This is a genomic window from Chryseobacterium sp. MYb328 (genome assembly GCF_037572595.1).
GTDB lineage: Bacteria > Bacteroidota > Bacteroidia > Flavobacteriales > Weeksellaceae > Chryseobacterium > Chryseobacterium pennae.
The window spans coordinates 26,919-53,106 of the sequence record NZ_JBBGZQ010000022.1 but is presented as its reverse complement, the minus strand read 5'-3'; the positions used below and the strand labels follow the sequence as shown (position 1 = coordinate 53,106).

21 protein-coding genes, 8 tRNA genes and 1 other RNA gene are annotated in these 26,188 nt (G+C 36.1%); 27 read left to right on the top strand and 3 right to left on the bottom strand.

The window, feature by feature from the left end; genetic code table 11:
- Position 1: 1 nt before the first annotated feature.
- Positions 2 to 241 carry an acyl carrier protein gene (locus tag WH267_RS19115; RefSeq protein WP_002976354.1) on the bottom strand — a complete coding sequence of 80 codons (240 nt, stop codon included), beginning with the start codon at positions 239 to 241 and terminating at the stop codon, positions 2 to 4.
- A gap of 393 nt (positions 242 to 634) precedes the next feature.
- Here WH267_RS19115 and catB point away from each other — a divergent pair, with 393 nt between their 5' ends.
- The 4 genes from catB to WH267_RS19095 all read left to right on the top strand — a co-directional run bounded on the left by catB (position 635) and on the right by WH267_RS19095 (position 4,362).
- Positions 635 to 1,264: a type B chloramphenicol O-acetyltransferase gene (gene catB / locus WH267_RS19110; protein ID WP_340010319.1), complete on the top strand. Its 630-nt coding sequence runs from the start codon at positions 635 to 637 to the stop codon at positions 1,262 to 1,264.
- A gap of 161 nt (positions 1,265 to 1,425) precedes the next feature.
- Complete coding sequence (locus WH267_RS19105; protein ID WP_340010317.1) at positions 1,426 to 2,841, top strand: aldehyde dehydrogenase family protein; 1,416 nt, start codon at positions 1,426 to 1,428, stop codon at positions 2,839 to 2,841.
- A 73-nt stretch (positions 2,842 to 2,914) separates the two neighbouring features.
- A complete protein-coding gene (locus WH267_RS19100) occupies positions 2,915 to 3,706 on the top strand; it encodes a helix-turn-helix domain-containing protein (protein WP_340010315.1) in 792 nt (263 codons plus the stop codon).
- A 95-nt stretch (positions 3,707 to 3,801) separates the two neighbouring features.
- Positions 3,802 to 4,362 (top strand): NADPH-dependent FMN reductase, encoded by a 561-nt coding sequence (locus WH267_RS19095; protein WP_340010313.1) that lies wholly within the window; start codon positions 3,802 to 3,804, stop codon positions 4,360 to 4,362.
- Between the two features lie 54 nt (positions 4,363 to 4,416).
- Here WH267_RS19095 and ssrA read toward each other — a convergent pair.
- Together ssrA and WH267_RS19085 are read right to left on the bottom strand one after the other, a co-directional pair.
- Positions 4,417 to 4,818: a transfer-messenger RNA gene (ssrA, locus tag WH267_RS19090) on the bottom strand.
- A gap of 131 nt (positions 4,819 to 4,949) precedes the next feature.
- Entirely contained in the window at positions 4,950 to 8,366 is a 3,417-nt protein-coding gene (locus tag WH267_RS19085; protein ID WP_340010312.1) for a choice-of-anchor L domain-containing protein, read from the bottom strand.
- Between the two features lie 272 nt (positions 8,367 to 8,638).
- Here WH267_RS19085 and rpsU point away from each other — a divergent pair, with 272 nt between their 5' ends.
- From rpsU to WH267_RS18970, 23 genes are all read left to right on the top strand, one after another.
- Entirely contained in the window at positions 8,639 to 8,836 is a 198-nt protein-coding gene (gene rpsU, locus WH267_RS19080; RefSeq protein ID WP_045501128.1) for a 30S ribosomal protein S21, read from the top strand.
- 79 nt (positions 8,837 to 8,915) lie between these two features.
- Positions 8,916 to 9,803 (top strand): tyrosine-type recombinase/integrase, encoded by an 888-nt coding sequence (locus WH267_RS19075; protein ID WP_340010367.1) that lies wholly within the window; start codon positions 8,916 to 8,918, stop codon positions 9,801 to 9,803.
- The gene (locus WH267_RS19070; protein WP_115970438.1) at positions 9,800 to 10,090 is read left to right on the top strand and encodes an HPF/RaiA family ribosome-associated protein; all 291 of its coding nucleotides are present in this window, start codon (positions 9,800 to 9,802) and stop codon (positions 10,088 to 10,090) included. Before WH267_RS19075 ends, WH267_RS19070 begins: the two co-directional genes overlap by 4 nt.
- A 107-nt stretch (positions 10,091 to 10,197) precedes the next feature.
- Positions 10,198 to 10,271 (top strand) — tRNA-Thr (locus WH267_RS19065).
- A 19-nt stretch (positions 10,272 to 10,290) separates the two neighbouring features.
- Positions 10,291 to 10,371, top strand: a tRNA-Tyr gene (locus tag WH267_RS19060).
- Positions 10,372 to 10,458: 87 nt separating this feature from the next.
- Positions 10,459 to 10,531, top strand: a tRNA-Gly gene (locus WH267_RS19055).
- Positions 10,532 to 10,620: 89 nt separating this feature from the next.
- Positions 10,621 to 10,694, top strand: a tRNA-Thr gene (locus WH267_RS19050).
- A 20-nt stretch (positions 10,695 to 10,714) separates the two neighbouring features.
- A tRNA-Tyr gene (locus WH267_RS19045) sits at positions 10,715 to 10,795 on the top strand.
- 89 nt (positions 10,796 to 10,884) lie between these two features.
- A tRNA-Gly gene (locus WH267_RS19040) sits at positions 10,885 to 10,957 on the top strand.
- Between the two features lie 41 nt (positions 10,958 to 10,998).
- A tRNA-Thr gene (locus tag WH267_RS19035) sits at positions 10,999 to 11,070 on the top strand.
- A gap of 553 nt (positions 11,071 to 11,623) precedes the next feature.
- Positions 11,624 to 12,304, top strand: coding sequence for a response regulator transcription factor (locus WH267_RS19030; protein ID WP_115970237.1), 681 nt, complete (start codon positions 11,624 to 11,626; stop codon positions 12,302 to 12,304).
- Positions 12,305 to 13,669, top strand: coding sequence for an ATP-binding protein (locus WH267_RS19025; RefSeq protein WP_340010310.1), 1,365 nt, complete (start codon positions 12,305 to 12,307; stop codon positions 13,667 to 13,669).
- Positions 13,670 to 13,891: 222 nt separating this feature from the next.
- The gene (locus WH267_RS19020; RefSeq protein ID WP_340010308.1) at positions 13,892 to 15,133 is read left to right on the top strand and encodes a TolC family protein; all 1,242 of its coding nucleotides are present in this window, start codon (positions 13,892 to 13,894) and stop codon (positions 15,131 to 15,133) included.
- A 3-nt stretch (positions 15,134 to 15,136) separates the two neighbouring features.
- Positions 15,137 to 16,222, top strand: a complete 1,086-nt coding sequence (locus tag WH267_RS19015) for an efflux RND transporter periplasmic adaptor subunit (RefSeq protein WP_115970240.1) — start codon at positions 15,137 to 15,139, stop codon at positions 16,220 to 16,222.
- Positions 16,223 to 16,284: 62 nt separating this feature from the next.
- Entirely contained in the window at positions 16,285 to 19,383 is a 3,099-nt protein-coding gene (locus WH267_RS19010) for an efflux RND transporter permease subunit (RefSeq protein ID WP_340010306.1), read from the top strand.
- A gap of 267 nt (positions 19,384 to 19,650) precedes the next feature.
- Positions 19,651 to 20,856 (top strand): elongation factor Tu, encoded by a 1,206-nt coding sequence (gene tuf, locus WH267_RS19005; RefSeq protein ID WP_340010304.1) that lies wholly within the window; start codon positions 19,651 to 19,653, stop codon positions 20,854 to 20,856.
- Between the two features lie 55 nt (positions 20,857 to 20,911).
- A tRNA-Trp gene (locus tag WH267_RS19000) sits at positions 20,912 to 20,982 on the top strand.
- A 12-nt stretch (positions 20,983 to 20,994) separates the two neighbouring features.
- Positions 20,995 to 21,201 carry a preprotein translocase subunit SecE gene (secE, locus tag WH267_RS18995; RefSeq protein ID WP_002976410.1) on the top strand — a complete coding sequence of 69 codons (207 nt, stop codon included), beginning with the start codon at positions 20,995 to 20,997 and terminating at the stop codon, positions 21,199 to 21,201.
- An 18-nt stretch (positions 21,202 to 21,219) separates the two neighbouring features.
- Entirely contained in the window at positions 21,220 to 21,762 is a 543-nt protein-coding gene (nusG, locus tag WH267_RS18990; protein WP_115970243.1) for a transcription termination/antitermination protein NusG, read from the top strand.
- 710 nt (positions 21,763 to 22,472) lie between these two features.
- A complete protein-coding gene (locus WH267_RS18985) occupies positions 22,473 to 23,093 on the top strand; it encodes a hypothetical protein (protein WP_340010301.1) in 621 nt (206 codons plus the stop codon).
- Positions 23,094 to 23,102: 9 nt separating this feature from the next.
- Entirely contained in the window at positions 23,103 to 23,741 is a 639-nt protein-coding gene (locus WH267_RS18980) for a hypothetical protein (RefSeq protein WP_340010299.1), read from the top strand.
- Positions 23,742 to 23,747: 6 nt separating this feature from the next.
- Entirely contained in the window at positions 23,748 to 24,416 is a 669-nt protein-coding gene (locus tag WH267_RS18975) for a hypothetical protein (RefSeq protein WP_123320866.1), read from the top strand.
- Positions 24,417 to 24,589: 173 nt separating this feature from the next.
- Positions 24,590 to 26,149, top strand: a complete 1,560-nt coding sequence (locus tag WH267_RS18970; RefSeq protein ID WP_340010298.1) for a tetratricopeptide repeat protein — start codon at positions 24,590 to 24,592, stop codon at positions 26,147 to 26,149.
- Positions 26,150 to 26,188: the final 39 nt, after the last annotated feature.

Sequence of the window (26,188 nt, the reverse complement as noted above, 5' to 3'; positions counted from 1 at the left end):
ATTATTTATTTACTACTTCTTCGATGTAAGCGATAGCGTGCCCTACAGTAGTAATTTTTTCAGCTTGGTCATCAGGGATCTGAATGTTAAATTCTTTTTCAAATTCCATGATTAACTCAACTGTATCTAGTGAATCTGCTCCTAAATCGTTAGTGAAGCTAGCTTCAGGAGTTACTTCTGTTTCTTCAACGTCAAGCTTATCAGCGATGATAGCTTTTACTCTTGATGCAATGTCTGACATAGTAAATTATTTTTTTAATTGTTAGATGCTGCAAATATATAAAATTCTTTACGATAAAACATTTTTTTAGTCTTTTTTGTGGACAGAGAGTTTTCATTTTAGATGAGCTGTGTTTAGTGTTTTAGTTTTCAGCTATTTATATTTGATTGGATTATAGAGTATTAATTTTAAATTGCTGATAGACTGAATTATTTTCTGAATAAAATGGTTGAAAAAAGTCAGATTTTGTCTTTTCCGGATCAAAAATGAATGAAAAGTCTATGCTTTTTTACCTATATTTGTGTGTTATGAAATTAACACGTTAGCTTTTTTGAATTAACAAAACCTATTTTTTCTAAAGAATGGCTTACAGCTGTTCTCCTTATCTCTATTGTTATATTTAAAAGCTAAAAAATGAAAAATTTCTTTGAAAGTCCTTTTAAGGGCAAAATCATACAAGACCATATTCAAAACCCCAATATTATTGCCGGTAAATATTCATATTACTCCGGATACTATCATGGCCATTCCTTTGACGATTGTGCCCGTTATTTGTTTCCTGACAGAAATGATGTAGATAAGTTAATTATTGGTTCCTATTGTTCCGTTGGAAGTGGTGCCAGTTTTATCATGAGTGGAAATCAGGGACATCGCTATGACTGGATTTCAAGTTTTCCCTTCTATTATATGTCAGAAGTGGAATACTTTCAAAATAGTAAAGATGCCTTTGAACCAGCAGGTGATACTGTCATCGGAAATGACGTGTGGATTGGTACGGAAGCAATGGTCATGGCTGGAGTTAAAATTGGTGACGGAGCAGTGATTGGGAGCCGTGCTCTGGTAACCAAAGATGTAGAACCTTATACGATTGTAGGGGGAAACCCAGCAAAACCTATCAGAAAAAGGTTTAGTGAATATCATATAGCACTGTTGCTTGAAATGAAATGGTGGGAATGGGATGAAATAATTCTTGAGAAAGTGCTCCCCATACTTTGCTCTGCAGATATTGATGCACTCTACGAATTTTATAAAAAGATGAAATAATTTAAAAGGCCCTATTTAAGGGTCTTTTTTGTTTTCTTAAGGGCGTATTTTTCACGTTATATTTTTTTTGAGCTTTTTAACAAAGTTGAATTGAGCTTCTTGGCAAAGCTATGAGTGATCTATTGTCAGAAATTTGTCATGTAAAATTAAAATAAATACATATGAAAAATATTGACCAAGCCTATATTAATGGCGAATTTATTACACTGAGTGGGACTGAAACTTTTGACCTCATTAATCCTTCCAATCATCAGAAAATTGGAGAGGTGGTATTGGGAAATGAAATAGATACCCAAAAAGCGATTATTGCTGCAAAAGAAGCTTTTAAAACATTTTCAAAGTCAACTGTTGAAGAACGTATTGCTATTCTTCAGAATGTAAAGAAAGCTGTTGAAAGTAGAGAAAAAGATCTCATTGAGACGATGATTCTGGAATATGGTGGAACGAGACAGTTTTGTACCATGAGTTTTCAAAATATGCTAAGTAGCTTCGATAGTATGATAGAAGTTTTGCGTCATTTTAAATTTACCCGAAAAGCAGGAAACACCAAGGTAGAAATGACACCTGTAGGAGTAGTGGGAATTATTACCCCTTGGAATTCCAGTAATAGTTTTATCTGTAGCAAATTTGCAACAGCTGTTGCTGCTGGTTGTACAATGGTAGTAAAACCTAGTGAAATGAGTGCAATGCAAACGCAGGTTATTATGGAGTGCTTTCATAATGCGGGACTTCCAAAAGGAATTTTTAATGTAGTGAATGGATTAGGGAATGTTGTTGGAAGTGAAATAGTAAATAGTTCTTATATTTCTAAAATATCATTTACCGGTTCTACACAGACAGGGAAAATGATTGCGAAAGAGGCTGTAGGCTCTATGAAAAGGGTGACATTGGAACTCGGAGGAAAGTCACCAAATATTATCCTTGATGATGCTGATTTGAAACAGGTAATTCCTCAGGCAGTGTTTGGAGCCTATATGAATAGTGGTCAGGCTTGTGTTGCTCCAACACGTTTACTGGTTCCTTATTCAAAGCTTGCGGAAGTAAACGCTATTGCAAAAGAAGTCATTCAACAGGTAAGAGTAGGAAATCCGGAGGATGAAAACACGAATGTAGGACCAATGGTTTCAGAAAAACAATATGAACGGGTACAAAGTTATATCAAGATTGGAGTAGAAGAGGGTGCTGAGTTATTGTCAGGAGGTATAGGGAAGCCTGAAGGTCTGGAAAATGGTAACTTTGTCAAGGCTACTATTTTTACCAATGTAAAGAATGAAATGAGAATAGCACAGGACGAAATTTTTGGTCCGGTACTTTCAATCATCCCATATGAGAATGAAGAAGATGCTATTGCGATTGCAAATGACACTACATATGGATTAGCTGCTTATGTTTCATCATCAGATGAACAGCGTGCATTAAACGTAGCTTCATGGATAGATGCAGGAAGAGTTTGTGTAAATGGTTTTAAACATGATCCCTTAGCTCCTTTTGGAGGTTTTAAACAGTCGGGTATAGGACGGGAATTTGGAGTTTATGGCTTAGAAGAATACCTTGAGCCGAAATCTATTTTAGTATAAAATAATTAAAAACAGTATCTTTAACAGTCACGTCAGATTTTTTTTTGGTTTGACTGTATTTCAAAGTATTATCATGTCTGAAAATCTGGATTATATCAATTACTCATGTTACTTTACGGTTTTCCGTGAAGGAGAACAGTTTGTTTCTTATAATGCATTGTCTATGGTGATTTCAGGAGAAATGGAACTTAATGACGGAGTACATAGAAAAGTGTTCCGAAGTGGAGATGTGTATCTTGTTCAGAAAAATCAGCTTTTAAAATTCCTGAAAAAGCCATGTGAAGAGGAAGGATTTAAATCACTGTCTATAAGATTTGATGATACTTTACTAAAGCAAATGAGTACTGAGGAAGATTTTGTACTACAGGAAAAAAAGAAAACACCGGCATTTATCAATTTATCAGAAGTTTCATATTTAAAATATTTTATGGAATCTTTGTTGCAATATCAGGATCTTTTAGAAAATAAATCTCCAGAACTAGCCTTGGTAAAACAAAAAGAGGCGTTATTGCTTTTATTTGGACACGATGTAACCCTTAAAAATATTTTATATGACAGTTATGATCCACATAAAATCAACCTTGAAGAGTTTATGTTGAAGAATTATCATTTTAATGTAAAGCTAGACCGTTTTGCTTATCTCACCGGAAGAAGTTTAGCAACATTTAAAAGAGATTTCGAAAAAATCTTTGGAATTGCTCCCGGAAAATGGCTGCTTCAAAAGAGGTTACAGGAAGCCTGGTATTTGTTGGAGAAAGGCAAAAAAGCGTCTGATATTTATCTTGATCTGGGATTTGAAGATCTGTCTCATTTTTCTTTTACCTTTAAAAAGCAGTTTGGTCTATCCCCCAGTATGATATCTTAATATTCTATTGCTGTTATCTGGTAATCCGGATTTTCCTGATATTGTCGCATTATTTTTGCTGTTATCAATAGTATAATCACTTAAATACTATTATTATGAACAAAGTAATCGGACTTATAGCCGGCAGTTTACGGAAAGAATCTTTCTCTAAAAAAATAGCAAAAGCCTTAATTTCTATGGCTCCTCATGGTTTTGAGTTTAAAATTATTTTAATAGACAATTTGCCAATATACAACCAGGATTTTGATGATTATAATAATGCTCCTGAATCTTATGTGAAATTCAGAGATGAAATAAAAAACCTTGCCGGAGTTGTTTTTATTACCCCAGAGCACAATAGATCTGTTCCCGCAGTATTGAAAAATGCTATAGATGTTGGTTCAAGGCCTGCAGGTAAGAATGTATGGGATGGAAAGCCGGGAGCGGTATTCAGTAGTTCGCCGGGAAATTTATCAGGCTTTGGAGCTAATCATCATTTGAGGCAAAGCCTTGTTTTTTTGAATGTCCCTGCGATGCAGCAACCTGAAGTTTATTTGCCTCATATTGATAAAGTATGGGATGAAAACGGGAATTTAAAAGATGAAGAAGTGAGAAATTTTCTCCAGAAAGCTGTAGGTGCTTATATTGAATGGTTTAAAAAGAATAGCACTTCATAATATATGTTGTATTTATAAAAAAAACCACTGAATAAATCAGTGGTTTTTATATTTCTGTGGAGTTGGAGGGATTCGAACCCTCGTCCAAACAAGCAACACATAAGCTTTCTACATGCTTATTCTACCATTGATTTTCGACTGAAGGCAGAGGGTAGACACCCAACTTCCAGCTTATCTTCTAAGTTTTTCGAATTTCAGCCGAAGCTTCTGAAATCTTATTTCTGCATTCCTATATCCCAGGATCAAACGCCGCAGAACAGAGCATTTGTGGAATATCTTGCTTCCCTACTGAAAACTTCGGGAAAACGCTTGATCTACTATACTTCGATATTAAGCTGCAAGAGCGAACTCTTCGTTGCCAGTTAAAATTTTGTAGCAAGGGATTATAGAGATCGCACTACGGTTCTCTGCATGCTTACTTACCCATTGATCTTGCTGTCGAAACCAGTCAACCCCATGAATAAAGTGAATGCAAAGGTAATACTTTTTGTTTACATACCATTAATACTCTGGATTACTTTTTAAAATAATAATGAAGACAGTGATGATCAATAGAAATGCCGGCACAATGGCCGGCATATAAAATTTTAGTTTCTGTTTTTTAAGAGTATCCATCCTGATGATGTGACAGGTTTTTTAGTAATTCGGTCTTCCCATGATAATGTATACCAGTAAGTGCCGGTAGGAAGTGGACGATCTAAAAATGTCCCATCCCAGACAGGTTTTTTAGTACCTATTTTGAAAACATTTTTTCCATACCTATCAAATATATTACCCTGAAAATTTCCATATTTACTGATGATACTGAAATCGATGACATCATTGATACCATCATAATTGGGCGTGATAATATTGGCCATGAAAAAAGTATAATATTCAATATGGGATGCGCATGATGCTCCTTTATTCTTTACAACAATATAATATTGGGAATTTCTGAGAATATTTTGAAAAACCGGAGAAGACTGCCAGGTGACACCATTATCAATAGAGTATTCTAAAGGTGTATTCCCATTATTCTTTGCATGTATTGTTAATGTATTGTCTTTGTAGGTTATTTCCTGTATTTCCGGTACGGCAATATAAGAAACGGTTGCTGTAAAGATTTTAGAACAATTTTCGTTACTGATCTTTACAGAATAACTTCCTGCAGTATTGGTGAGAATTGTCTGGGTCGTTGCTCCATTGTTCCATAGGTAAGTGTATTGGGGCCCGGGGCCTGCATCTAAAAGCGCTTTGTCACCTTGGCATATTTCAATATTATGTAGCGTAGATATAATTTCAGGGACAACTTTAATGGTTATGGTTGTTGTAGAGCTACAGCTGTTTGGATTGGTTCCTGTAACTGAATATGTTGTGGTGATAGTGGGTGCTACGGTTTGAGTATTTCCTGTTCCCGATAATCCGGACCATGTATAGGTTGTAGCCCCTGAAGCAGTAATGATTACAGAATCTCCTTGACATATTGTGAGAGATGAAGCTGAAATAGAAATTATAGGAAGAGTTGTGTTTTTTGTTACAGTTACTGAAGCTTGTTTTGTACATCCGTTGGTGGTGGGATTAGTAATAGTAAGTGTATAGACTCCACTGTTACTTACAATGGGAGTCAAAGTATTAGTACCTGATACAATATTTCCTCCATTTGCTGCAGTCCATAAAAATGTTGCTCCTGCTTGATAAACGGATGTAGTAGCATCTAGTGTAATTTGCTTATTGATACAGTTGATCTCCTCAGGTATAGCAATGTTGACTGTGATCTTGGGATCCATTGTTACGGTTATTGATTTTTGATACTGACATCCTGCTCCAGTTGTTACAATAACAGTATAAGTTCCGGGAGTATTTACAGTGTTACTGGCGGTGTTTACCCCGTTTGACCAGGAAAAGCTGTTTCCATTTCCTGCTGCAGTAGCGGTTAATGTAGTAGAAGCTCCTCCACAGAAAGTTGTATTTCCTGTGATGTTTAGGTTAGGATTTGCTTCTTTGGTAATTGTGACAGAGGCGGGAAGGCTTGTACAGACCCCGTTGCTGTTCGTTAGCGTATAAATGCCTGGAGTGGTCACAGTAATGCTTGACGTAGTTTCTCCGGTTGACCATGTATTGCCTGTTGGAAGATTGGAAGTCAGGATTATGCTATTGTTACCACAGATTACTTGAGAGGAAGCTGAGATTGTTGGAATAGGTATTATATCTTGCGTTACTGTTACTGATTTTTGATATTTACATCCATTGCTGGTTTCTACTGTGACAGTATAAGTTCCAGCTATGGAAACGGTGATAGAGTTTCCGGTTGCTCCATTTGACCATGTATAGGTGTTTCCCGCTCCCAATGAAGATGCGGTGAGCTGTGTCGGAGCGTTGCATAATGAGAGTTTGCCGGTTATCTGTATGTTAGGATCTGCTTCGGCGGTGATGGTTACAGAAGCTGGTTGGCCTGTACATTCTCCTAAGCTGTTTGTTAAAGTGTAGACTCCGGATGTTGTGATGGTAATTGACTGGGTGGTTTCTCCAGTAGACCAGGTGTTGCCGGAGGGATGATTGGAGGTTAGTGTTGCACTCTGTCCATAACATATAGTGGATGTGGAAGCTGTAATAGTGGTAATGATTTCATTGGCCTTGACTAGACTGAGTTCTGCGACCTTATTACATAATCCATTTTTTACCAATACATAGATTGTCTGATTTCCAGGACTTGAATAGGCTGTTGGGGTACCAATGGTATTTGTATTTCCGGAATTAGCATCAGATAGGTTTTGATAATAGTGAAATGTAACCCCTGGTGTTGTACTTATAGAAGATTGTGCTGAGGTTAAGTTATATATAGCATTTCCGGAAGTATAGCATGTTGTTAATTTAGTATTTTGTACTGTAGCAGATGTACCTGTTGTGACGGTGATACTGGCTGTCCCTGGACATGCATTTCCAGGTAGGATCACTTGTACACTGTATACTCCTGGCTGTGTTACAGTATGGCTTGCCGAGGTGGCAGCTGGAATAGGAATGTTGTTGAATGACCATTGATAAGTAGGGTTTCCGGCCTGAACCGATGCAGTAAGAACTTGTGACTTGTTATCACAAAGGTTGATGAAAGGGGGGGGTTGAACACCTGTAGGGTCTAATATTTTGACTCCGATATCAAAAGAACCTGCTTCCAGGAATACCCCGGAATCAAATAGAGAATCACCAAAATCTGCTAGAACTATTTTGAAATGATAGGTCTGGCCGGGAATGACAGTAGCTTTTGCTGTTAATGGTATTGTGCGGCCTTTAAAATTGGTTACAGTTTGTGAAGGATTCAATCCACCAAAGTATTGAACATTCTTTGGCCCGCAAGACAACTGGGAAGGAATGATGTTGGTTACACTTACAGGTTCTCCATTAGGAAGGACAGCAAGGTTAGTATAAGCAGGGTCTCCCACTTTTTTTAATAGTAAAGCAAAACCGTCGGTAAAATTACATGTAAAATTACTCTGATATTCCGTAGAAGCAAATAAATATTTAAATGATACCTCAGTGGATAAAGGAACAAAATCAAATTCTATAAAAGTGGCATTGAATAAATCTGAATTTGAAATTCCTAATGCTGTTGCTAAATCTGTATCTCCGCCGGAAGGGAGATTGTCGCCTAAATCTGCCTGGAAATTATTTCCTGCTCTTCTGGCAAATCCGGTTGAAAGCATTATACCTTTTTCAAATGGGAAATTTGTAGTAGCCTTATTAAAGTATCCCCAGCTTCTGTTCTGGTTGGTGGCAGCCAAATTCGGAGATACCATCACATTGCTAACATTAGCTCCAGTACATGTAGATCCTCCTGTAATAAGTACATCTTTTACCAATTGTGTTATGTCATAATTGGACTCAGGATATGGAGCAGAGTTAATATCTATAAAAGCGCCAGCTTTCATACTGGCCGGACCTGGTTTCTGTGGAGGTATCTTAGTTCTTTGCTGAGAAAATACGAAACTGCTGAAGAAAATTAAGGAAATAAAAAGGTGTCGAGTCATTTGTGTGTTTTTTTGCAAAATAAAATTTACTATTCTTATTTCCTATTTAAAACGCTGTTAGTTAGTGTTTTATGTTGTTTTTCAAGTTTGAGATATTTTTAATAGAATTTTATTCTAAATTAATAACTTGTTTCGGTGGATTCTTTAACTTATTAGTTTGATCAAGGATGGAGGATTAGGGAATTCCATGAGTCGTTGAAAATAAAAATGCTTTTAATTTTGTGTTTTAAGAAAAAATGTTTAGTTTTGCAATCCAAAATGAGATGTAAAATATGTTAATAATTCCAGTTAAAGATGGTGAATCCATCGACAGAGCTTTAAAAAAATACAAAAGAAAATTTGATAAAACAGGTACAGTTCGTCAATTAAGATCTAGACAAGCGTTTATCAAGCCTTCTGTAACTTTGAGACAATCTAAGTTGAAAGCTGCTTACAAGCAAAGAGCACTTAGCAAGGAAGAGCAGGCTTAAGAATTTTTTCTTAAACACATATTAATTCACTTCTTAAATTCTTATATTTGAGAAGTGAATTTTTATTTTATATCCCATGATGCTGGAAAAGTTTTTAGAATATCTACAATTCGAAAAAAGGTACTCTCCTCACACGATTACAAGCTACAAAAAAGACCTTGACGACTTTTCCCATTTCTATCTCCGAACAGAATCTTCTGAAGATATTTCGAAAGCTGATAAAAAAATTATCAGAAACTTTATTGTTGATTTAAGTGAAAACAATATTTCAAAAAGAAGTATCAATAGGAAATTATCTTCTCTTAGAAGTTTTTATCTATTTCTATTAAAAATAGGTGAAATAAAAATTTCTCCCACGGAAGGAGTCTCTTCTCTTAAGTTTTATGCTGAAAAACAGATCCCTATGTCTGAAGAAGAAATGAAAGATCTTAATGAACGTGTCTTTGGACAAATGCATGATATATTGGAGAAATCTATTATGGAGGTTCTTTATCAGACAGGAATGCGTAAAGCGGAACTTTGTGGCCTGGTATTTGAACATGTTGACTTAAATGGAAATGAATTAAAAATCATCGGAAAAGGAAACAAAGAAAGGGTAGTTCCTATTTCCGGGGAGTTGTCTGAGCTTCTTAAAAATTATTTGAAAATAAGAAATCCGCAGGCAGAATATCAAACCTATTTTTTTGTCAATAAGAAGGGGAAAAAACTCAACGAAAAATTTGTTTATGTGGTAGTTAATAAGTACCTTAGTCTTATAACAACGAAAGAAAAAAAAAGTCCTCATATCCTTCGGCATAGCTTTGCTACTCACGTATTGGATAATGGGGCGGAGATCTCCAAAGTAAAAAAAATATTAGGGCATTCCAGTCTTGCAAGTACTCAAGTGTATACGAATGCTAATATTGAACAATTGAAAAAAGTGTTTAATCAAGCTCACCCTCGAGCATCAAAAAAAGAAGAATTATGAAGATCACAGTACAATCAATTGGTTTAACTCCACATGAACCACTAGAATCACACATCGAAAAAAAAGTAAGCAAGCTAGAAACATTCTATGATAAAATTCATGAGTGTAAAATATTTCTAAAAGTAGAAAATAATGCTGATAAAGCTAACAAAACAGCTGAGATTATTTTAGCGGTTCCGGGAGATGATATTGTAGTAAAAAAGACAAGTGCAAGTTTTGAGGAAAGTTTGGACCTTTGCGTTGATACTGCTAAAAAGCTATTAATCAAGAAAAAAGAAATGGCATAGAAAAAAAAATAAAAAAAGTTTATAAAATATTTGAGAATTCAAAAAATCCGTTCTATCTTTGCAATCGCAAAAAAGGAACAGCGATCTTTTGAATTCTTTTTTATTTTGCCTCCATAGCTCAGTTGGCCAGAGCACGTGATTTGTAATCTCGGGGTCGTGGGTTCGAATCCCTCTGGAGGCTCATAAAATATAAAATATCTGGGGAGATTCCAGAGTGGCTAAATGGGACTGACTGTAACTCAGTTGCTTCGGCTTCGTAGGTTCGAATCCTGCTCTCCCCACTTTATATTTTTGAAAAAAAACTTGCAAGATTAAAAATTAATTCTTAGTTTTGCACAGCGTTTACCAATAGTTTTGGAAACAAAATTGCGGAAGTAGCTCAGTTGGTAGAGCGTCAGCCTTCCAAGCTGAATGTCGCGGGTTCGACCCCCGTCTTCCGCTCACAAAAATCAATATTTAAAGTTGATTTTTTTAACACTGAAATGCGTAGAGTAGATTTTCTCAATCGCTTTCAGTCTAAAAGTTAAATTGCCTCCATAGCTCAGTTGGCCAGAGCACGTGATTTGTAATCTCGGGGTCGTGGGTTCGAATCCCTCTGGAGGCTCAATTTAATATAAAATATCTGGGGAGATTCCAGAGTGGCTAAATGGGACTGACTGTAACTCAGTTGCTTCGGCTTCGTAGGTTCGAATCCTGCTCTCCCCACTATATTTTATATTAGAAAAAAGTTTGCAGAATTAAAAATTAATTCTTAGTTTTGCAAAGCGTTTACCAATAATTTTGGAAACAAAATTGCGGAAGTAGCTCAGTTGGTAGAGCGTCAGCCTTCCAAGCTGAATGTCGCGGGTTCGACCCCCGTCTTCCGCTCAATAAAAATCATGCTACTTAGTGTGATTTTTTTAGTTGATGCCGACTTAGCTCAGCGGTAGAGTGCTTCCTTGGTAAGGAAGAGGTCACGGGTTCAAGTCCCGTAGTTGGCTCTCGATTTTCCCGAATTTTTTCGGGAATTTTTTTTTGCTCAAAATTCAGATTAAGAAAAATACTGATGATGATAGAGTAAAATAGTTATACGCTTGTTTAAAAATAGACAAAAGATCGGATCGGTATAAAACTTCAGGTGATACAAAAAGCTTAGGTAATCTAGAGAGAAAAAACATTTATATTGTAGTTCTTTTAAATTGCATTCTGATTTTTCTGAATCAGGCATAAACTTGAGGATTAATACAGAGCTATATTTTTCATTGAAGAAGCAGATTATTTTTCATTGTAAAGAAAGATGATTCAAATGTTTTATTTTAGAGAGCTAAGAAGTGCTATTTTATAACTGTAGAAGTTTCGTGACTATGAATTTGCTTGGCAAGAATCAATAAAATTGATTCCATTCCTTTTTTTCTTAAGAATATGAGGTAAGGCGCTAATAAACTTTGCATCAAATTAAATTCCATAAATACAAACAATATTATCCGGCAACTTTTAAGACTGATTCATAACCATCATAAAAATTTTCGTTAAATTCGTGTAAAATAATTTTTGATGAATATTCTTTTATTAGAAGACGATCTCATTCTTTCTGCGGAGCTTTGTCGGTTTTTGGAATCCAATAATTTTACCTGCGATAAAATTTATGACGGAGAAACCTTTCTTCGCCAGATAAAAAATAATTCCTACGATCTGTATCTGCTTGATATTAATGTTCCCAAAATAAACGGGCTGGATGTCTGTCAGACGATCCGTTCTTTTGATAAAAGCACCCCCATCATTATCATTTCCGCTTATGGAGATATTTCGGATAAGAAGGATGCCTTTACCCGTCTTGCAGATGATTATCTGGTAAAGCCTTTCCAGTTTGAAGAACTTCTTTTAAGAATTAATTCTTTATTGAGACGGAAAATGCCATCTGATACTTCCGATCAGGATATTATCAGAATAGACGACCTTATTATCAATAAAACAGAACAGAAAGTGTATCGTGGCGGAAATGAAATCACCCTTACTTTAAAAGAATTCCAATTGTTGGCGTATTTGGCAGAAGCGCAGGGAAGAACTGTTTCCAAGCAACAGATCACTGAGCACGTATGGGAACATAATTTTAATACCAATACCAATACGGTAGAAGTGTACATCAATTTCCTAAGAAAAAAGATCGATAAAGACTTTAAAATAAAACTCATTCATACCCGCTCTGGTTTCGGATATTACTTAAGCCCACTATAAATGTCCTTAAAAAGAAAGATAGCTTTAACGATCAGTATCGCCTTTTCATTACTTTTTGGAATGGTGATGGCTGTTATTTATTTATCTTTTAATGATTTCAGGCGAGATGAGTTTAAAGAAAGATTCAGACAGAGGCTGGAATTTACCACGCATTTTATTTCAAAGTCAAAAGATTTTGAAGAAGAAGCACCTATTTTTTTCAATGAAAACTCAGATAATATTCTCCTTAATGAAAAGATCTTAATTTTCAATGAGCAAAAAGAATTGATCTACAGTACCATTAAAGACCGGAATGTTACCTGGGATACTACTATGCTTAAGGAACTGGATAAGAAGAAAATTATTTATACAGAAAAAACAGTTCCGGAGATTTATGCAGCACTGAGAAATATTAATGGGGAGGATTATTACATTCTTACCAGTGCCTTTGATACCAATGGAAAATCGAAGCTGAAGTATCTGAAATACCTCTTGATTGCTGCCTATGCAATGAGTACACTTCTTATTGGTTTTTTCAGCTATTATTTTGTAGAAAAATTCCTTCGCCCTTTGGAAGATCTGAATCAGGAAATTTCAGAAGTCACGGCCCATAAATTAACGACTCAGATTCCTGTGCAGGAATCTAATGATGAAGTGAACGTTCTTGCAAAATCGTTCAATACAATGATCGTAAGACTTAATGATGTATTCCAGTCGCAAAAAGATTTTACGGCAAGTGCTTCCCATGAGATTCGGACTCCTATCACAAGAATGGCTTTTCAATTGGAAAACCTGATTAAATTTGAAGAACATTCTCCGAAAACATTATCTTCTCTGCAGCAGATCCAGCGGGATGTTTATCAATTATCTGATCTGACGAATTCACTGTTGTTACTTACAAAGTTTGATAAAGAAAACATTCAGAGCATTTATGAAGATGTAAGAGTTGATGAAGTTATTTTTGAAGCATTTGATGCAGTTGAGAAAAGTTATCCTGATCTTAAACTGGATTTTCTGATTACCGAAGATCCTTCCGAAAATGCTTTTCTTACCATCAGTGGGATTCAATCGTTATTGGTGATTGTTTTTATTAATTTATTCAAGAATGCTGCTGTATATTCTGATACTACTGAAGTAAAGGTTTTGATAACCGAGACCAGTGATCATCTGAGTGTTGATGTAACTTCTCATGGAGACACTATATCAGAAGAAGAACAATCCAAATTATTTGAAGCCTTTACAAGAGGAAATAACGCCCAGAATATTTCCGGTTCCGGCTTAGGGCTGAGAATTGTTAAACGAATTCTGGAATATCATGATGCGGGAATCATTTATTCATCTCCAACAGAATATATGAATACCTTCACCGTGATCTTTAAAAAATAAATTTTACGGATAGGCTGTTATCCCAAAACAGTTGCAAATTTTTGTTAAACTTCAGATTAAAATTTCAAATAAAAATTCAATACCTGGAGAAAAATTGTCCTTTTAATCTTATTTAACCTTGTCGGAAATGGCCTGTCTAAAGTGATTTTAATATTTTTTTAAGGCTCATTTAAGTTTCTTTTAATCGCATCCAAGCAATTTTGTAATTTAAAATAAAAAATAATGAACAGAATTGCAGTGCTGTGTCTGGCTGTTTCCTCATTCATGGCGGCACAACAGCAAATGTCTCTTTTGGAATGCGAAGAAGCCTTTCAGAAGAACAATCTCCAGCTGCTCGCCGAACAATACAACATCAATATGGCTGATGCTGATATTCTGCAGGCTAAAATCTGGGAATTGCCACAATTGAGTGGACAGTTTAATGCTTATAATCCTCAGGATAAAAAAAATTTTGATATAGGGCATTCAAAGGGAGCAGGAATTACCCAATTAATTTATATGGGCGGTAAAAAGAAAAATGAAATTGCCTTTGCAAAATCAAATAAAGAACTTGCCCAGCTTCAGTTTTCTCAGCTTCTTGTTGACCTGAGGGCCCAGCTCCGGACTGCTTATTTTAATCTTTATTACGAAAAATTAAAGCTTGAGAATACCGATAAGCAACTAGAGTATATGAATGACCTGTTAAGTGCCTATCGTGTACAGTCTGCAAAAGGGAATGTATCCCTTAAAGATGCGGTAAGACTTCAGAGTCTTGTGATCCAGCTGAATCATGACAAGCTTGAAATCAATAAAAATATTCTTGGCTTTGAGCAGAACTTAAAAGTTCTTACAGGAATTTCAGAAGACATAGAGCCTTTGATCCCTGAATCTGAAGCTAAAGAAGCATTAGGAGCCCAGCCTTTTGGAGGTGAAGAAGAACTGAAAAGTAAGGCATTGGAAAATAATGCGGATTATCGATATAACTTAAAATTAATTGATAACAGCAAACTGTACGCCCAGTGGCAGAAATCATTGAATGTGCCGGATCTTAATGTGGGAGCAGCATGGGATCAGGCAGGAGGAACCTTTAATAATGAAGCCAATCTAACATTGGGAATTCCTTTGCCCTTATGGAGAGCGAATCAGGGAAATGTGGAAAAAGCCAACTATGCAATCCAGCAGAATCAAAAAAATGCAGATTTTCAGAAACTCACTCTTGAAACTAAAGTACAGGCGGCTTATAAAACCTGGAAAGCACAATACGATCAGCTTTTGGATATAAAAACAACGGATCTGCAGAATATGGATCTGGTCTATAACGGGATGATGACCAATTTCAGAAAAGGAAATGTAAACCTTATCGAATTTACAGACTTTATGGACAGCTACCGGGAAACTGCTCTTCAGATCTATGATATGAAAAACGAAATTATGCAGGCGGCGGAACAACTTAACCAATTAGTACAAACGAAAATCTTCTATTAAACAATGAAAACTTATATTATTCCAGTATTGATGGTCTTATCGCTAATGGCCTGCTCAAAAAAAGAGGAAGAAAAAAATAACCAGGCCAAAAAAGGTTTTGAACTCAGCAATACCATGCTGAATTCCATTTCCCTGGCAAAGGTTGAACAGAAGAATATAGAAGATGAATATAGCTTTTACGGGAAGATCTCTGCAGACAAAAACAGTTATATAGATGTCTATCCATTGGTAGGTGGAAATGTGATGAGTGTAAACGTAGAACTTGGGGATTATGTGAAAAAAGGACAGGTACTGGCCACCATCAGAAGTACGGAGCTTGCAGAAATTCAAAAAGATGTCAGCGATTCTAAAACAGATCTTGTCGTCGCAAAAAATAATCTTAGGGTTGCTAAAGAGCTCTATGAAGGGAAACTGAATACCGAAAGAGATGTGCTGGAAGCAAAAAGCCAGCTGCAGAAAGCTCAGGACCAGCTACAGAGAGCTACAGCCGTAAGTACTGTCTATAACGTAAAATCAGGAAATATATACAGCGTGGTAGCGCCAATCAACGGATATATTGTTCAGAAGAGTATCAATAAAGATATGCAGCTGAGAAGTGACCGAAGCGAAAATATCTTCGATGTGGCTAATACAACCAATGTATGGGCGATCATGAACGTTAACGAGTCCGATATTGACAAAATAAGCCTTGGAATGAAAGCTCAGGTATCTACACTCTCTTACCCGGATAAGGTTTTTGATGGAAAAATTGATAAAATATTTAAAATCATTGATCCGCAAACCAATGCCATGCAGGCAAGAGTAGTACTGGATAATGCCAATGGACTGTTGATCCCGGACAGTAAAGCCACCATAAAAGTTTCCAGTCTGGAAAGCAATACAATGCTGACTGTACCTTCCAAAGCAGTAATTTTTGATGATAACAAAAGTTTTGTTGTGGTTTTTAAATCCAGAACAGATGTGAAGGTGAGAGAAGTGAAAGTACAGAAACAGGTAGGTGATGTTACTTATATTGTGGATGGCCTTAAAGAAGGAGAAGAAGTAATAACCAACAACCAATTGTTGATATACCGTTCTCTGAACAGCTGAAAATTGTAATGATTTAAAATAAATTCTCTCAACGGCTTTTTTAGGTCATCAATGTATCTATCATGAATAAATTCATAAAAAATATAATCGCTTTTTCATTAAAAAATAAAGCATTTACCTTTATCTGGGTTGCTATTTTGGCGATTGCCGGGTTTATAAGTTTCAAAAATATGCCTATTGAAGCTTTCCCGGATGTTACCAATACTCAGATTGTAATCATTACCCAATGGAACGGACGTAGTGCAGAAGAAGTAGAACGTTTTGTTACTACTCCCATAGAATTGGCGATGAGCCCGGTTCAGAAGAAAACCAGTGTGAGAAGTACCACTATGTTTGGTCTTTCCATTGTTAAGATTCTGTTTGATGATGGGGTGGATGATACTTTTGCCAGAAATCAGGTCAATAACCAATTAAGAACCATTAGCCTTCCTGATGAGGTAGATCCAGAAGTACAGCCACCCTACGGGCCAACCGGAGAAATTTTCAGATACACCCTGGAAAGTAAAACAAAAGATTCCCGAAAACTGCTTACCCTGCAAAACTGGGTGATAGACCGCGCTTTGAGAGGAGTTCCCGGAGTAGCGGATATCAATGTTTTTGGAGGACAGGACAAAGTATTTGAATTAAGTATTGATCCCAGAGCACTGGATAAATATAATCTGACACCTCTTCAGGTATATGATGCTGTTACCAAGAGCAATCTGAATGTCGGAGGAGATGTCATTGAAAAAAACGGACAGGCGTATGTCGTAAGAGGAATAGGGTTGGTAAAATCTATTGCAGATATCGGAAATATCACCATTCAGAATGATAGTGGAAACCCAGTTCTGGTAAAAAATGTAGCAGAAGTACATGAAAGCTCTATGCCTAGAGTAGGGCAGGCGGCCTTGAATACTCATGATGATACTGTAGAAGGAATTGTTGTGATGAGAAAAGGAGAGAACCCAAGAGAAGTTCTGATAGGGGTAAAAGCTAAAATTAATGAACTGAACGAGAAAATCCTGCCGAAAGATGTAAAAATGGTGACTTTCTACGATAGGGATAACCTGATGGATTTTACGACTAAAACGGTAATGCATAACCTGATTGAAGGGATTATATTGGTAACGGTGATCGTTTTGATCTTTATGGCAGACTGGAGAACGACATTGATTGTTTCCATTATTATTCCTCTATCCCTATTATTTGCGTTTTTATGTTTAAAACTGGCAGGAATGAGTGCCAATCTGCTTTCTCTGGGAGCTGTAGACTTTGGAATTATCATTGACGGAGCTGTCGTCATGGTAGAAGGACTCTTTGTAATGCTCGACCATAAAGCACATAAATACGGAAAGGAGAAATTCAATAAATTAGCGAAAGGAGGCTGGATTAAGCAGACGGGTACAGGTTTGGGTAAAGCAATTTTCTTCTCAAAGCTGATTATTATTACCTCTCTGATTCCCATTTTCTCATTCCAGAAAGTGGAAGGTAAGATGTTCTCACCTTTAGCCTTTACTTTAGGGTTTGCATTGATAGGAGCATTGATATTTACTTTAACACTCGTTCCTGTACTTTCCCATATTCTTTTAAATAAAAATGTAAAAGAAAAAAATAATCCGTTTGTGAATTTCTGGGACAGAATCGTTTTGAAAGGTTTTAATTTAACCTTTAAGCATAAAAGAACGAGTATGATCGTAGCCATCTCATTTCTGGCAGTTACCTTATTCTCCGGAAAATTTTTAGGAACAGAATTCCTGCCTCAGCTGAATGAAGGTTCACTTTGGATCACTGCCGAAATGCCAATGAGTTCATCATTAAAAGAGTCGCTGAAAACTGCAGATCTTTTGAAAAAGGATATCATGAGTTTCTCTGAAGTAACAGATGTACTGGCACAGACGGGGAGAAGTAATGACGGAACAGACCCGAACGGATTCGGTTTCGTACAGTTTGCTGTAAACCTTAAACCAAGAGAAGAATGGAAACGGAAGATCACTTATGATGAACTCATCAATGAAATAGACCAGAAGCTGAGAAACTATCAAGGGATCACGTTCAATTATTCCCAGCCGATTTCAGATAACGTGGCAGAAGCAGTAGCTGGCTTTAAAGCTGAGAACGGAATTAAAATTTATGGAGATAATTTAGAAACCTTAGACAAATTAGCGAATGAGGTTTTAGCAAAAATTAAAGACGTTGAAGGAGTAAAAGATCCGGGTATTATTAAAAATATCGGTCAGCCTGAGGTAAGTGTGGTACTGGACAGAGATAAAATGGCAGCTTATGGAGTAATGCCAGCTGATGCGCAGGCGGTACTGGAAATGGCCTTTGGAGGAAAAACGGCTTCTGAAATGTTTGATGGAGAAAGAAAATTCCCGATCCGTCTTCGTTACTCCCAGGAATACAGAACCAATGAGAATGATATTGCCGCTTTGATGGTTCCTACTCAGGACGGAGCAAAAATTCCTTTAAAAGAAATCAGTACTATCGTTAAAGATAATGGAGCTGCATTTATCTACAGGGATAATATTAAAAGATATATCGGAGTGAAATTCTCAATCAGGGATCGTGATTTGGGAAGTACCATCGCTGATGCTCAGAAAAAAGTGGCAGCGGTTGAACTTCCGGATGGATATTCCTTAGGCTGGACAGGACAGTTCGAAAACCAACAGCGTGCTTCACACCGATTGGCCCAGGTGGTTCCGGTAAGTATTCTGATGATCTTCTTCCTTCTGTTTATCCTGTTTGGAAATATGAAAGATTCTCTTCTGGTTTTAGCGAATGTTCCATTTGCTCTGATTGGAGGGATTATTGCCCTACATGTTACCGGAATGAATTTTGGAATTTCCGCAGGAGTAGGAATGATCGCACTTCTGGGAATCTGTATACAGAACGGAGTGATTTTGATTACGGAATTCCATCAGAATGTTAAAAACGGACTGGATATAGATAATGCGATATTAAGTGGAGTAAAATCCAGAACCAGACCAGTCATTATGACCGCTCTGATGGCGTCTATAGGATTAATGCCGGCAGCCTTATCTACTGGGATTGGTTCAGAATCTCAAAAGCCTCTTGCCATTGTAATTATTGGTGGGCTTATCACTGCTACTGTGCTTACCCTGCTTATATTTCCTATTATTTTCTGGATTTTTAACAGGACTAAAAGGCTAAGTCAAGCCTGATTTATCTTTCATTTTATATATTAATTGAGCCTGAAATATTCTGTATTTCAGGCTCTTTCATGAAAGTGGTTGTAAAAGGTTCCAGAAAGTTTTTTTCAATCCGGAAAAATGTGTAAATTTGCAGTCTCAATACGTTGAAATATAAGGTTTGTCCTTCATTGGATAAGAATATTGAAAGTTTTTTGAATAAAAAGTTTTTGGTATCTAAAAATTCATTATATTTGCACACCGAAAATTTGAAAAACAATAAATAAATAATTTTAAATCATGGCAAAGGAAACGTTTAATCGTAACAAACCACACTTGAACATTGGTACTATTGGTCACGTTGACCATGGTAAAACTACTCTTACAGCTGCTATTTCTGCTGTATTAGCTAGCAAAGGTCTTGCTGAGAAAAAAGACTTCTCTGCAATTGACTCTGCTCCAGAAGAAAAAGAAAGAGGGATCACTATCAATACTGCTCACATCGAGTACGAAACTGTAAAAAGACACTATGCTCACGTTGACTGTCCAGGTCACGCCGACTATGTTAAGAACATGGTAACTGGTGCTGCTCAGATGGATGGAGCTATCGTAGTATGTGCTGCAACTGATGGTCCAATGCCTCAAACTAGAGAACATATCCTACTTTGCCGTCAGGTAAACGTACCTAAGATCGTTGTTTTCATGAACAAAGTTGACATGGTGGATGATCCAGAATTGTTAGAGCTTGTTGAAATGGAACTTAGAGATCTATTAGCTACTTATGACTTTGATGGAGATAACTCTCCAGTAATCCAAGGTTCAGCTCTTGGAGCACTTACTGCAGCTACTAACGGTGACTCAGAAGATAAGTGGTTCAAAACTGTTGAAGCATTAATGGATGCAGTTGATGAGTGGATTGACGAGCCAGTAAGAGATACTGATAAGCCATTCTTGATGCCAATTGAAGACGTATTCTCTATTACAGGTAGAGGTACTGTAGCAACTGGTAGAATCGAAGCTGGTGTTATCAACACTGGAGATCCAGTTGATATCGTTGGTATGGGTGAAGAAAAATTAACTTCTACTATTACAGGAGTTGAGATGTTCAGAAAAATCCTAGACAGAGGTGAAGCTGGTGATAACGTTGGTCTATTGTTGAGAGGTATTGAAAAAACTGACATCAAGAGAGGTATGGTTATCGCTAAGAAAGATTCTGTGAAGCCACACAAAAAATTCAAAGCATCTGTTTATATCCTTTCTAAAGAAGAAGGTGGACGTCACACTCCATTCCACAACAAATACCGTCCTCAGTTCTACGTAAGAACTACTGACGTTACAGGTGAAATCTTCTTACCAGAAGGTGTAGAAATGGTAATGCCTGGTGATAACTTAGAAATCACTGTAGAATTGTTACAACCAATCGCTCTTAACGAGGGTCTTAGATTCGCGATCAGAGAAGGAGGTAGAACAGTTGGTTCAGGTCAGGTTACTGAAATCTTAGACTAATCATCTTAAAATAAATAAAGCTTCCGAAAGGAAACTCTCGGAAGCTTTTTTAACTACGGGCATCGTCCAATGGTAGGATACCGGTCTCCAAAACCGTTGATCAGGGTTCGAATCCTTGTGCCCGTGCAAATATAAATTATGAGTTCATTTGTTGATTTTTTAAAAGGTTCTTATAACGAATTCAGACATAAAGTTGAATGGCCAAAATGGGCTGACCTTCAGTCGTCTACAATTGTAGTGACTATTGCGACAGTGATCTTGGCTTTATTTACTTTTGGAGTTGATGAATTGTTTTCAAAAGCAATCAGCAACATCATTGGAATGCTAATCAACTTGTTCAACTAATTAAAGTATTTTCCCATAATGAGCGAATTGAAATGGTATGTGCTGAAAGCAATCAGCGGACAGGAAAATAAAGTGAAAAACTATATTGAGACAGAAATCAAACGTTTAGGGTTTGAGCAGTACGTTACTCAGGTGGTTATTCCTATGGAAAAGGTTATTCAAATTAGAAACGGTAAGAAAGTTCCTAAAGAAAAGCCTTACTATCCTGGATACTTGATGATTGAAGCTGAACTGATGGGGGAAATTCCTCACGTTATCAAAAACATCCCTGGTGTTATTTCTTTCTTAAGTCTAACAAAAGGTGGAGATCCTGTTCCAATGAGAAAATCTGAGGTGAACAGAATGCTTGGAAGAATGGATGAACTTTCAGAATTCGCAAGTGATGTTGAGATTCCATATGTAGTAGGTGAAAACGTAAAAGTGATCGATGGTCCTTTCAACGGATTCAATGGTACAGTTGAGAAGATTCTTGAAGATAAAAAGAAAATTGAAGTTTCTGTATTGATCTTCGGTAGAAAAACTCCAATGGAGCTTAGCTACATGCAAGTAGAAAAAGTATAATAATTACTTACATAATATAAAAAAGACTGCTTTTAAGCGGTCTTTTTTCATTTTATAACATCCCCATTTAAGGATCAGAAATATGATTGTTAATGAGGATTGAATGTAAAGATCAGTCTTTATTCTATTATTTCTGAGAAACTGTAATAATTGGCTATTAGCTCTGGATTATCGGATACTTGATATTAACCTTTCAATAGAAGCGGAGATCCTAGCCTACTTATCAGATAAAGTATTCATCCATTGGTCTGGCAAAACCCGATATTGATCCATTTAATGAATAATATGGAGCTAATTTTAAAGTCTTTCAACTATACTTTTTTCTAAAATATTTTAATATTAATAAAAAACTATCATTTTTTATCTGTATAATTTTATTTTTTATAAATTTTAATGGATTATTTTATTAAAAACACAAAATATGATTCACGTTAGCCGTTTCTATTAAGGACTTTACCAGAATTCAATACTCACTTTTATGGGATAATAGGTATTTTTTCCTTTATTTAAAGGTGTTTTCAAAGGTTAATTCTATTTTGATGGCATGCTTCTTGTAAGTTATTCATCAATCAGCCCATAAAACTTATTGTTTTTCTCATACGTGCACTGTTTACAGATGCGCAGTATATTTTGTGTTTTAAACCGAAAATCTTAAATGTGATTCATGAGATGTGGGAGGAATGGAAATCTTAGCAAACACATAACGCACAATGACAAAAATTACTTCGATGATCCTTTTATTAGGTTCAGCAGTATTATTAAATGCTCAAGTTGGTATAAATACTTCAAACCCGGAAAAGGAGCTTACGGTGAACGGTACGATGAAAACTTCAGGTATTGTTTTCAAAAAGCCAATGGAAAAACTGGGCACTGATGAAAATTATACTTTTATTATCAAATCTCCTGCTCCTGAAAATAAAATTACGGCGTACAATGATTCTTTTGTACCCAATTCGCCGGCACCCATCAATATTATACAGTTTAAAATTACCTGTGATCCTTCAGATAAAGACTGGGTAAAAGAGTTTGATACCAAAATTAATTCTAAAAAATTTCTGGTAGTAATCTCTTCCTTCGGATTTACCCAGCCTGTAAGAACCAATACCGCAGACTGGCTGACTCCGGTTCCTCAGATATTTGCTTATTCAACAGGTACTACCTGGAAATTAAAAGCTGACTATGAAGGTTTTTCTCCCACGTCTACGTTGCCAACAGGAGAATGGACGCTTAATTTATTGGTATATGACAGATCTTACGCAAAAGAATTTAACTCAACTCAGTCCCTTAGAAACTCTACAACAGGTGCCGCTGCTGCTCCTTTAATTCAATAAAACATGACAATGAAAAAAATGATAACGTTATTCTTTGTGACTATTGCTTCATTGGGAGTAAAGGCACAAATCGGAATTAATACTGCCAACCCAAAGGGAACTTTGGATGTAGAAGGAGAAACTTTAGTAGAATCTTATCTTATCGATACTGAAAATGTAACGGCAAGAGGGAACTATTTACTGCTTACCCGTTCTAAGGATTCTTCTCCTGTAGGGAAAGTGAAGCTGCTTGATATTACACTTCGTAACGTAGCTCCGGTAAATATGTATAATGTAGTGCTGAAAAACGTAAAGCAGGACGAAGTAATTAACCTGAATACAGGGCTGGATGCAGATAAATATGTTGTAGCTATTACTGGTGCTGTTTTCACTGATGCTGTTTCTGCTACTACAACCTCTACTTCAAGACTGTACGGGGCGTATTCTACAGAAGTAACCAAAATACAAAAAAACGGGAAAAATTATCAGGCCGTTAATCTTAGTTTTAAGGGAGCGGGTACTGTATCTGCACAAAGCGGGACATGGACACTTACTTTAAATGTATTTGAAAAATCTCTGGTAAAAGACTGGGGAACATTTGCTGGTTCTGTCTCAGCTTCGGCGTCTTTTACCGGAGTATCTACCAACACGCCTCTTGGGCTTCAATAATAAAACATGATAAGACAAATTTATATTACAATGATGATAGGACTGGGGATCTTTCTGAATGCCCAGACCGGAAAAGTAGGAATCAAGACAGATAACCCTACAGAGACACTTGATGTAAACGGAAAGACTCATACCAATTCTTTATATCTCAGAAATCCGGGAGAACCTACCATGACAGGGGGAAGTTTTCTGGCCACATCAGAAAATGCATTACAGCTATATGATCCGAATCTGGAAAGCAGCGGACTATTCAATTATATCAAGCTTACGCTGACAGGAGTTTCGGGACAAGGAATTGCTGATTATGATACAAAAATTGATGCCAATAACTTTCTGGTTGTACTTCATAACTATTCTTTCAAGCTTAGCAATGGAAATACCAATGTAATGCTTGATTATGGTGATAACGGAGTTAATGACAACAAACAGGGATCACCTGATGTAACTGCGTTCAAAAGTAATGGAACATGGCATATCAAAGCCAGATTTACTGATAGCAGAATTATTGCCAACACTTCTGCGGGACCATCAAGAACTTATAATGATTTTACTGTTGATCTTTATCTGATGGCCTATAAAAGATTGATTACAAAGCATAATATCAATGAGGTTAATGCTAATCTTGGTGGAACTGATGGTTCTGCTCAAACAATTAATAAACCATCAGGTTTTTAATACAATAAAAACTTAGTTGATTAAGAAACCAGACTTTTGAATAAGAGTCTGGTTTTTTATTTTGATATTTTTACAGTTATATAATGAATGTTTTGTCAATTTATCAGGTGTAGTTGAATATTGTTTATTGCTTTTTCAAATGATTTTATAATTTTATATGGAATTATATTGAAATGGGAAAACGAATACCTTCTATATTATTATTACTGTTTTCAGTAGCGCTGTGTTTGGGGCAGAACAGAAAAGAGTATGAGCAATATATGAATACTGCCAATGGGCTGAAATTTAAAGACTGGAAAAAGGCAGAGTTTAATATACAGCAGGCAAGAAAAAAAGTTGATGAACGTGATTTAGGAGACTTTTATATCGAAGCTGCAAAAATTTACAGTGATGTAAATTATTTTGATCTGGCGCTGGATTATTCCAACAAAGCTTATCATCTGTTTTTGGATAAAGATGAAGGGAAAATGGCTAAAATAGATGGTATTTTTGCTTATACTTACTCACAGCTTAACGATACCAGGCGGGCTATTTCTTATTACAAGAAACTTTTAGGATTTTATCAGAAGCAAAAACAGGAAACAGAAACCATTAAGCTTCTCAATAATTTGGGAAATGCTTATCTGGTATTATCCAAACTGGATTCATCAAGATATTACTTTGAAAAAGCATTGGTGGCTTTTAAAACATATAATAATCCTGTTATCAAAGCATTTGTCTTCTCAAATTTGGGGAAACTTAATTTTCTGGAAGGTAACAATGCTAAGGCAGAAGAGTATCTTTTAGAAGCAGAAGCTATTGTGAAAAATAATAAGATTGAAGATCATAAATCCAACTATCAGGTTAATTATAACCTTGCCAATTTCTATATTGAAACAGAAAATCCTGAAAAAGCCTTACAGTATGCCGGAAATGTGGGAAACCATATTGTCCCCAATGCCATCAGCTTTGATAATACAAATTATTTAAGAACTTTATATAAGGCTTACCAGCTCAATAAAGACTATAAAAACTCTGTAGAAACTTTTAAAAAATATGACTCTATACGGGAATTGCTGAACGTAGAGGAAAAAGCAGTGAATGTAGAGCGTTTAAAAGTAAGACATGATTATGAACTGCAGAAAAGAATAGACAAAATAGAGCAGGATAGAAAGAATATGCTGTATGTAGTGATGGTCATTATTCTTCTGCTGGTCGTAGCAATCAGTATTTTGCTGCTTATTAATTTCAGAAACAAGGCTGAAAAACTCCGCTTAGAAAAGAAACTGATTGAAAACCGTGAGAAGCAGCTGGAAATAGATAATCAGATGAAAGAAAAAATGTTGGTATATAAATCTATGGAACAATCTAAAATAGAAGAAATTTTTAAATCTCTTCTGGAACAGGTCAATGTTTTGAAAACTAAGCTTAAAGACAGTGAGATCAATGAGGTTTCCAGGATTATCAACGAAATTAAGCTGAATACTAAACACGACTCATGGGGAGATTTTGAATACCATTTTCTGAATATCCATGAATCGTTTTACGAAAATCTGGATCGCAAACATCCCGGGCTTACCAACTACGATAAACGGCTGGCAGCTATGCTGAAGCTTAAATTGTCTACAAAAGAAATTTCAAATCTGCTGAATGTAACCCCAAAAACAATTGAAAATTCGAGAACACGCCTGAGGAAAAAAATGAATCTTACCAATACCAAAGAAGACCTTGCTCAATATTTAAATGAATTATAATGTATTGGTATTTAGTATATTGCTATTATGTGTGTGGAA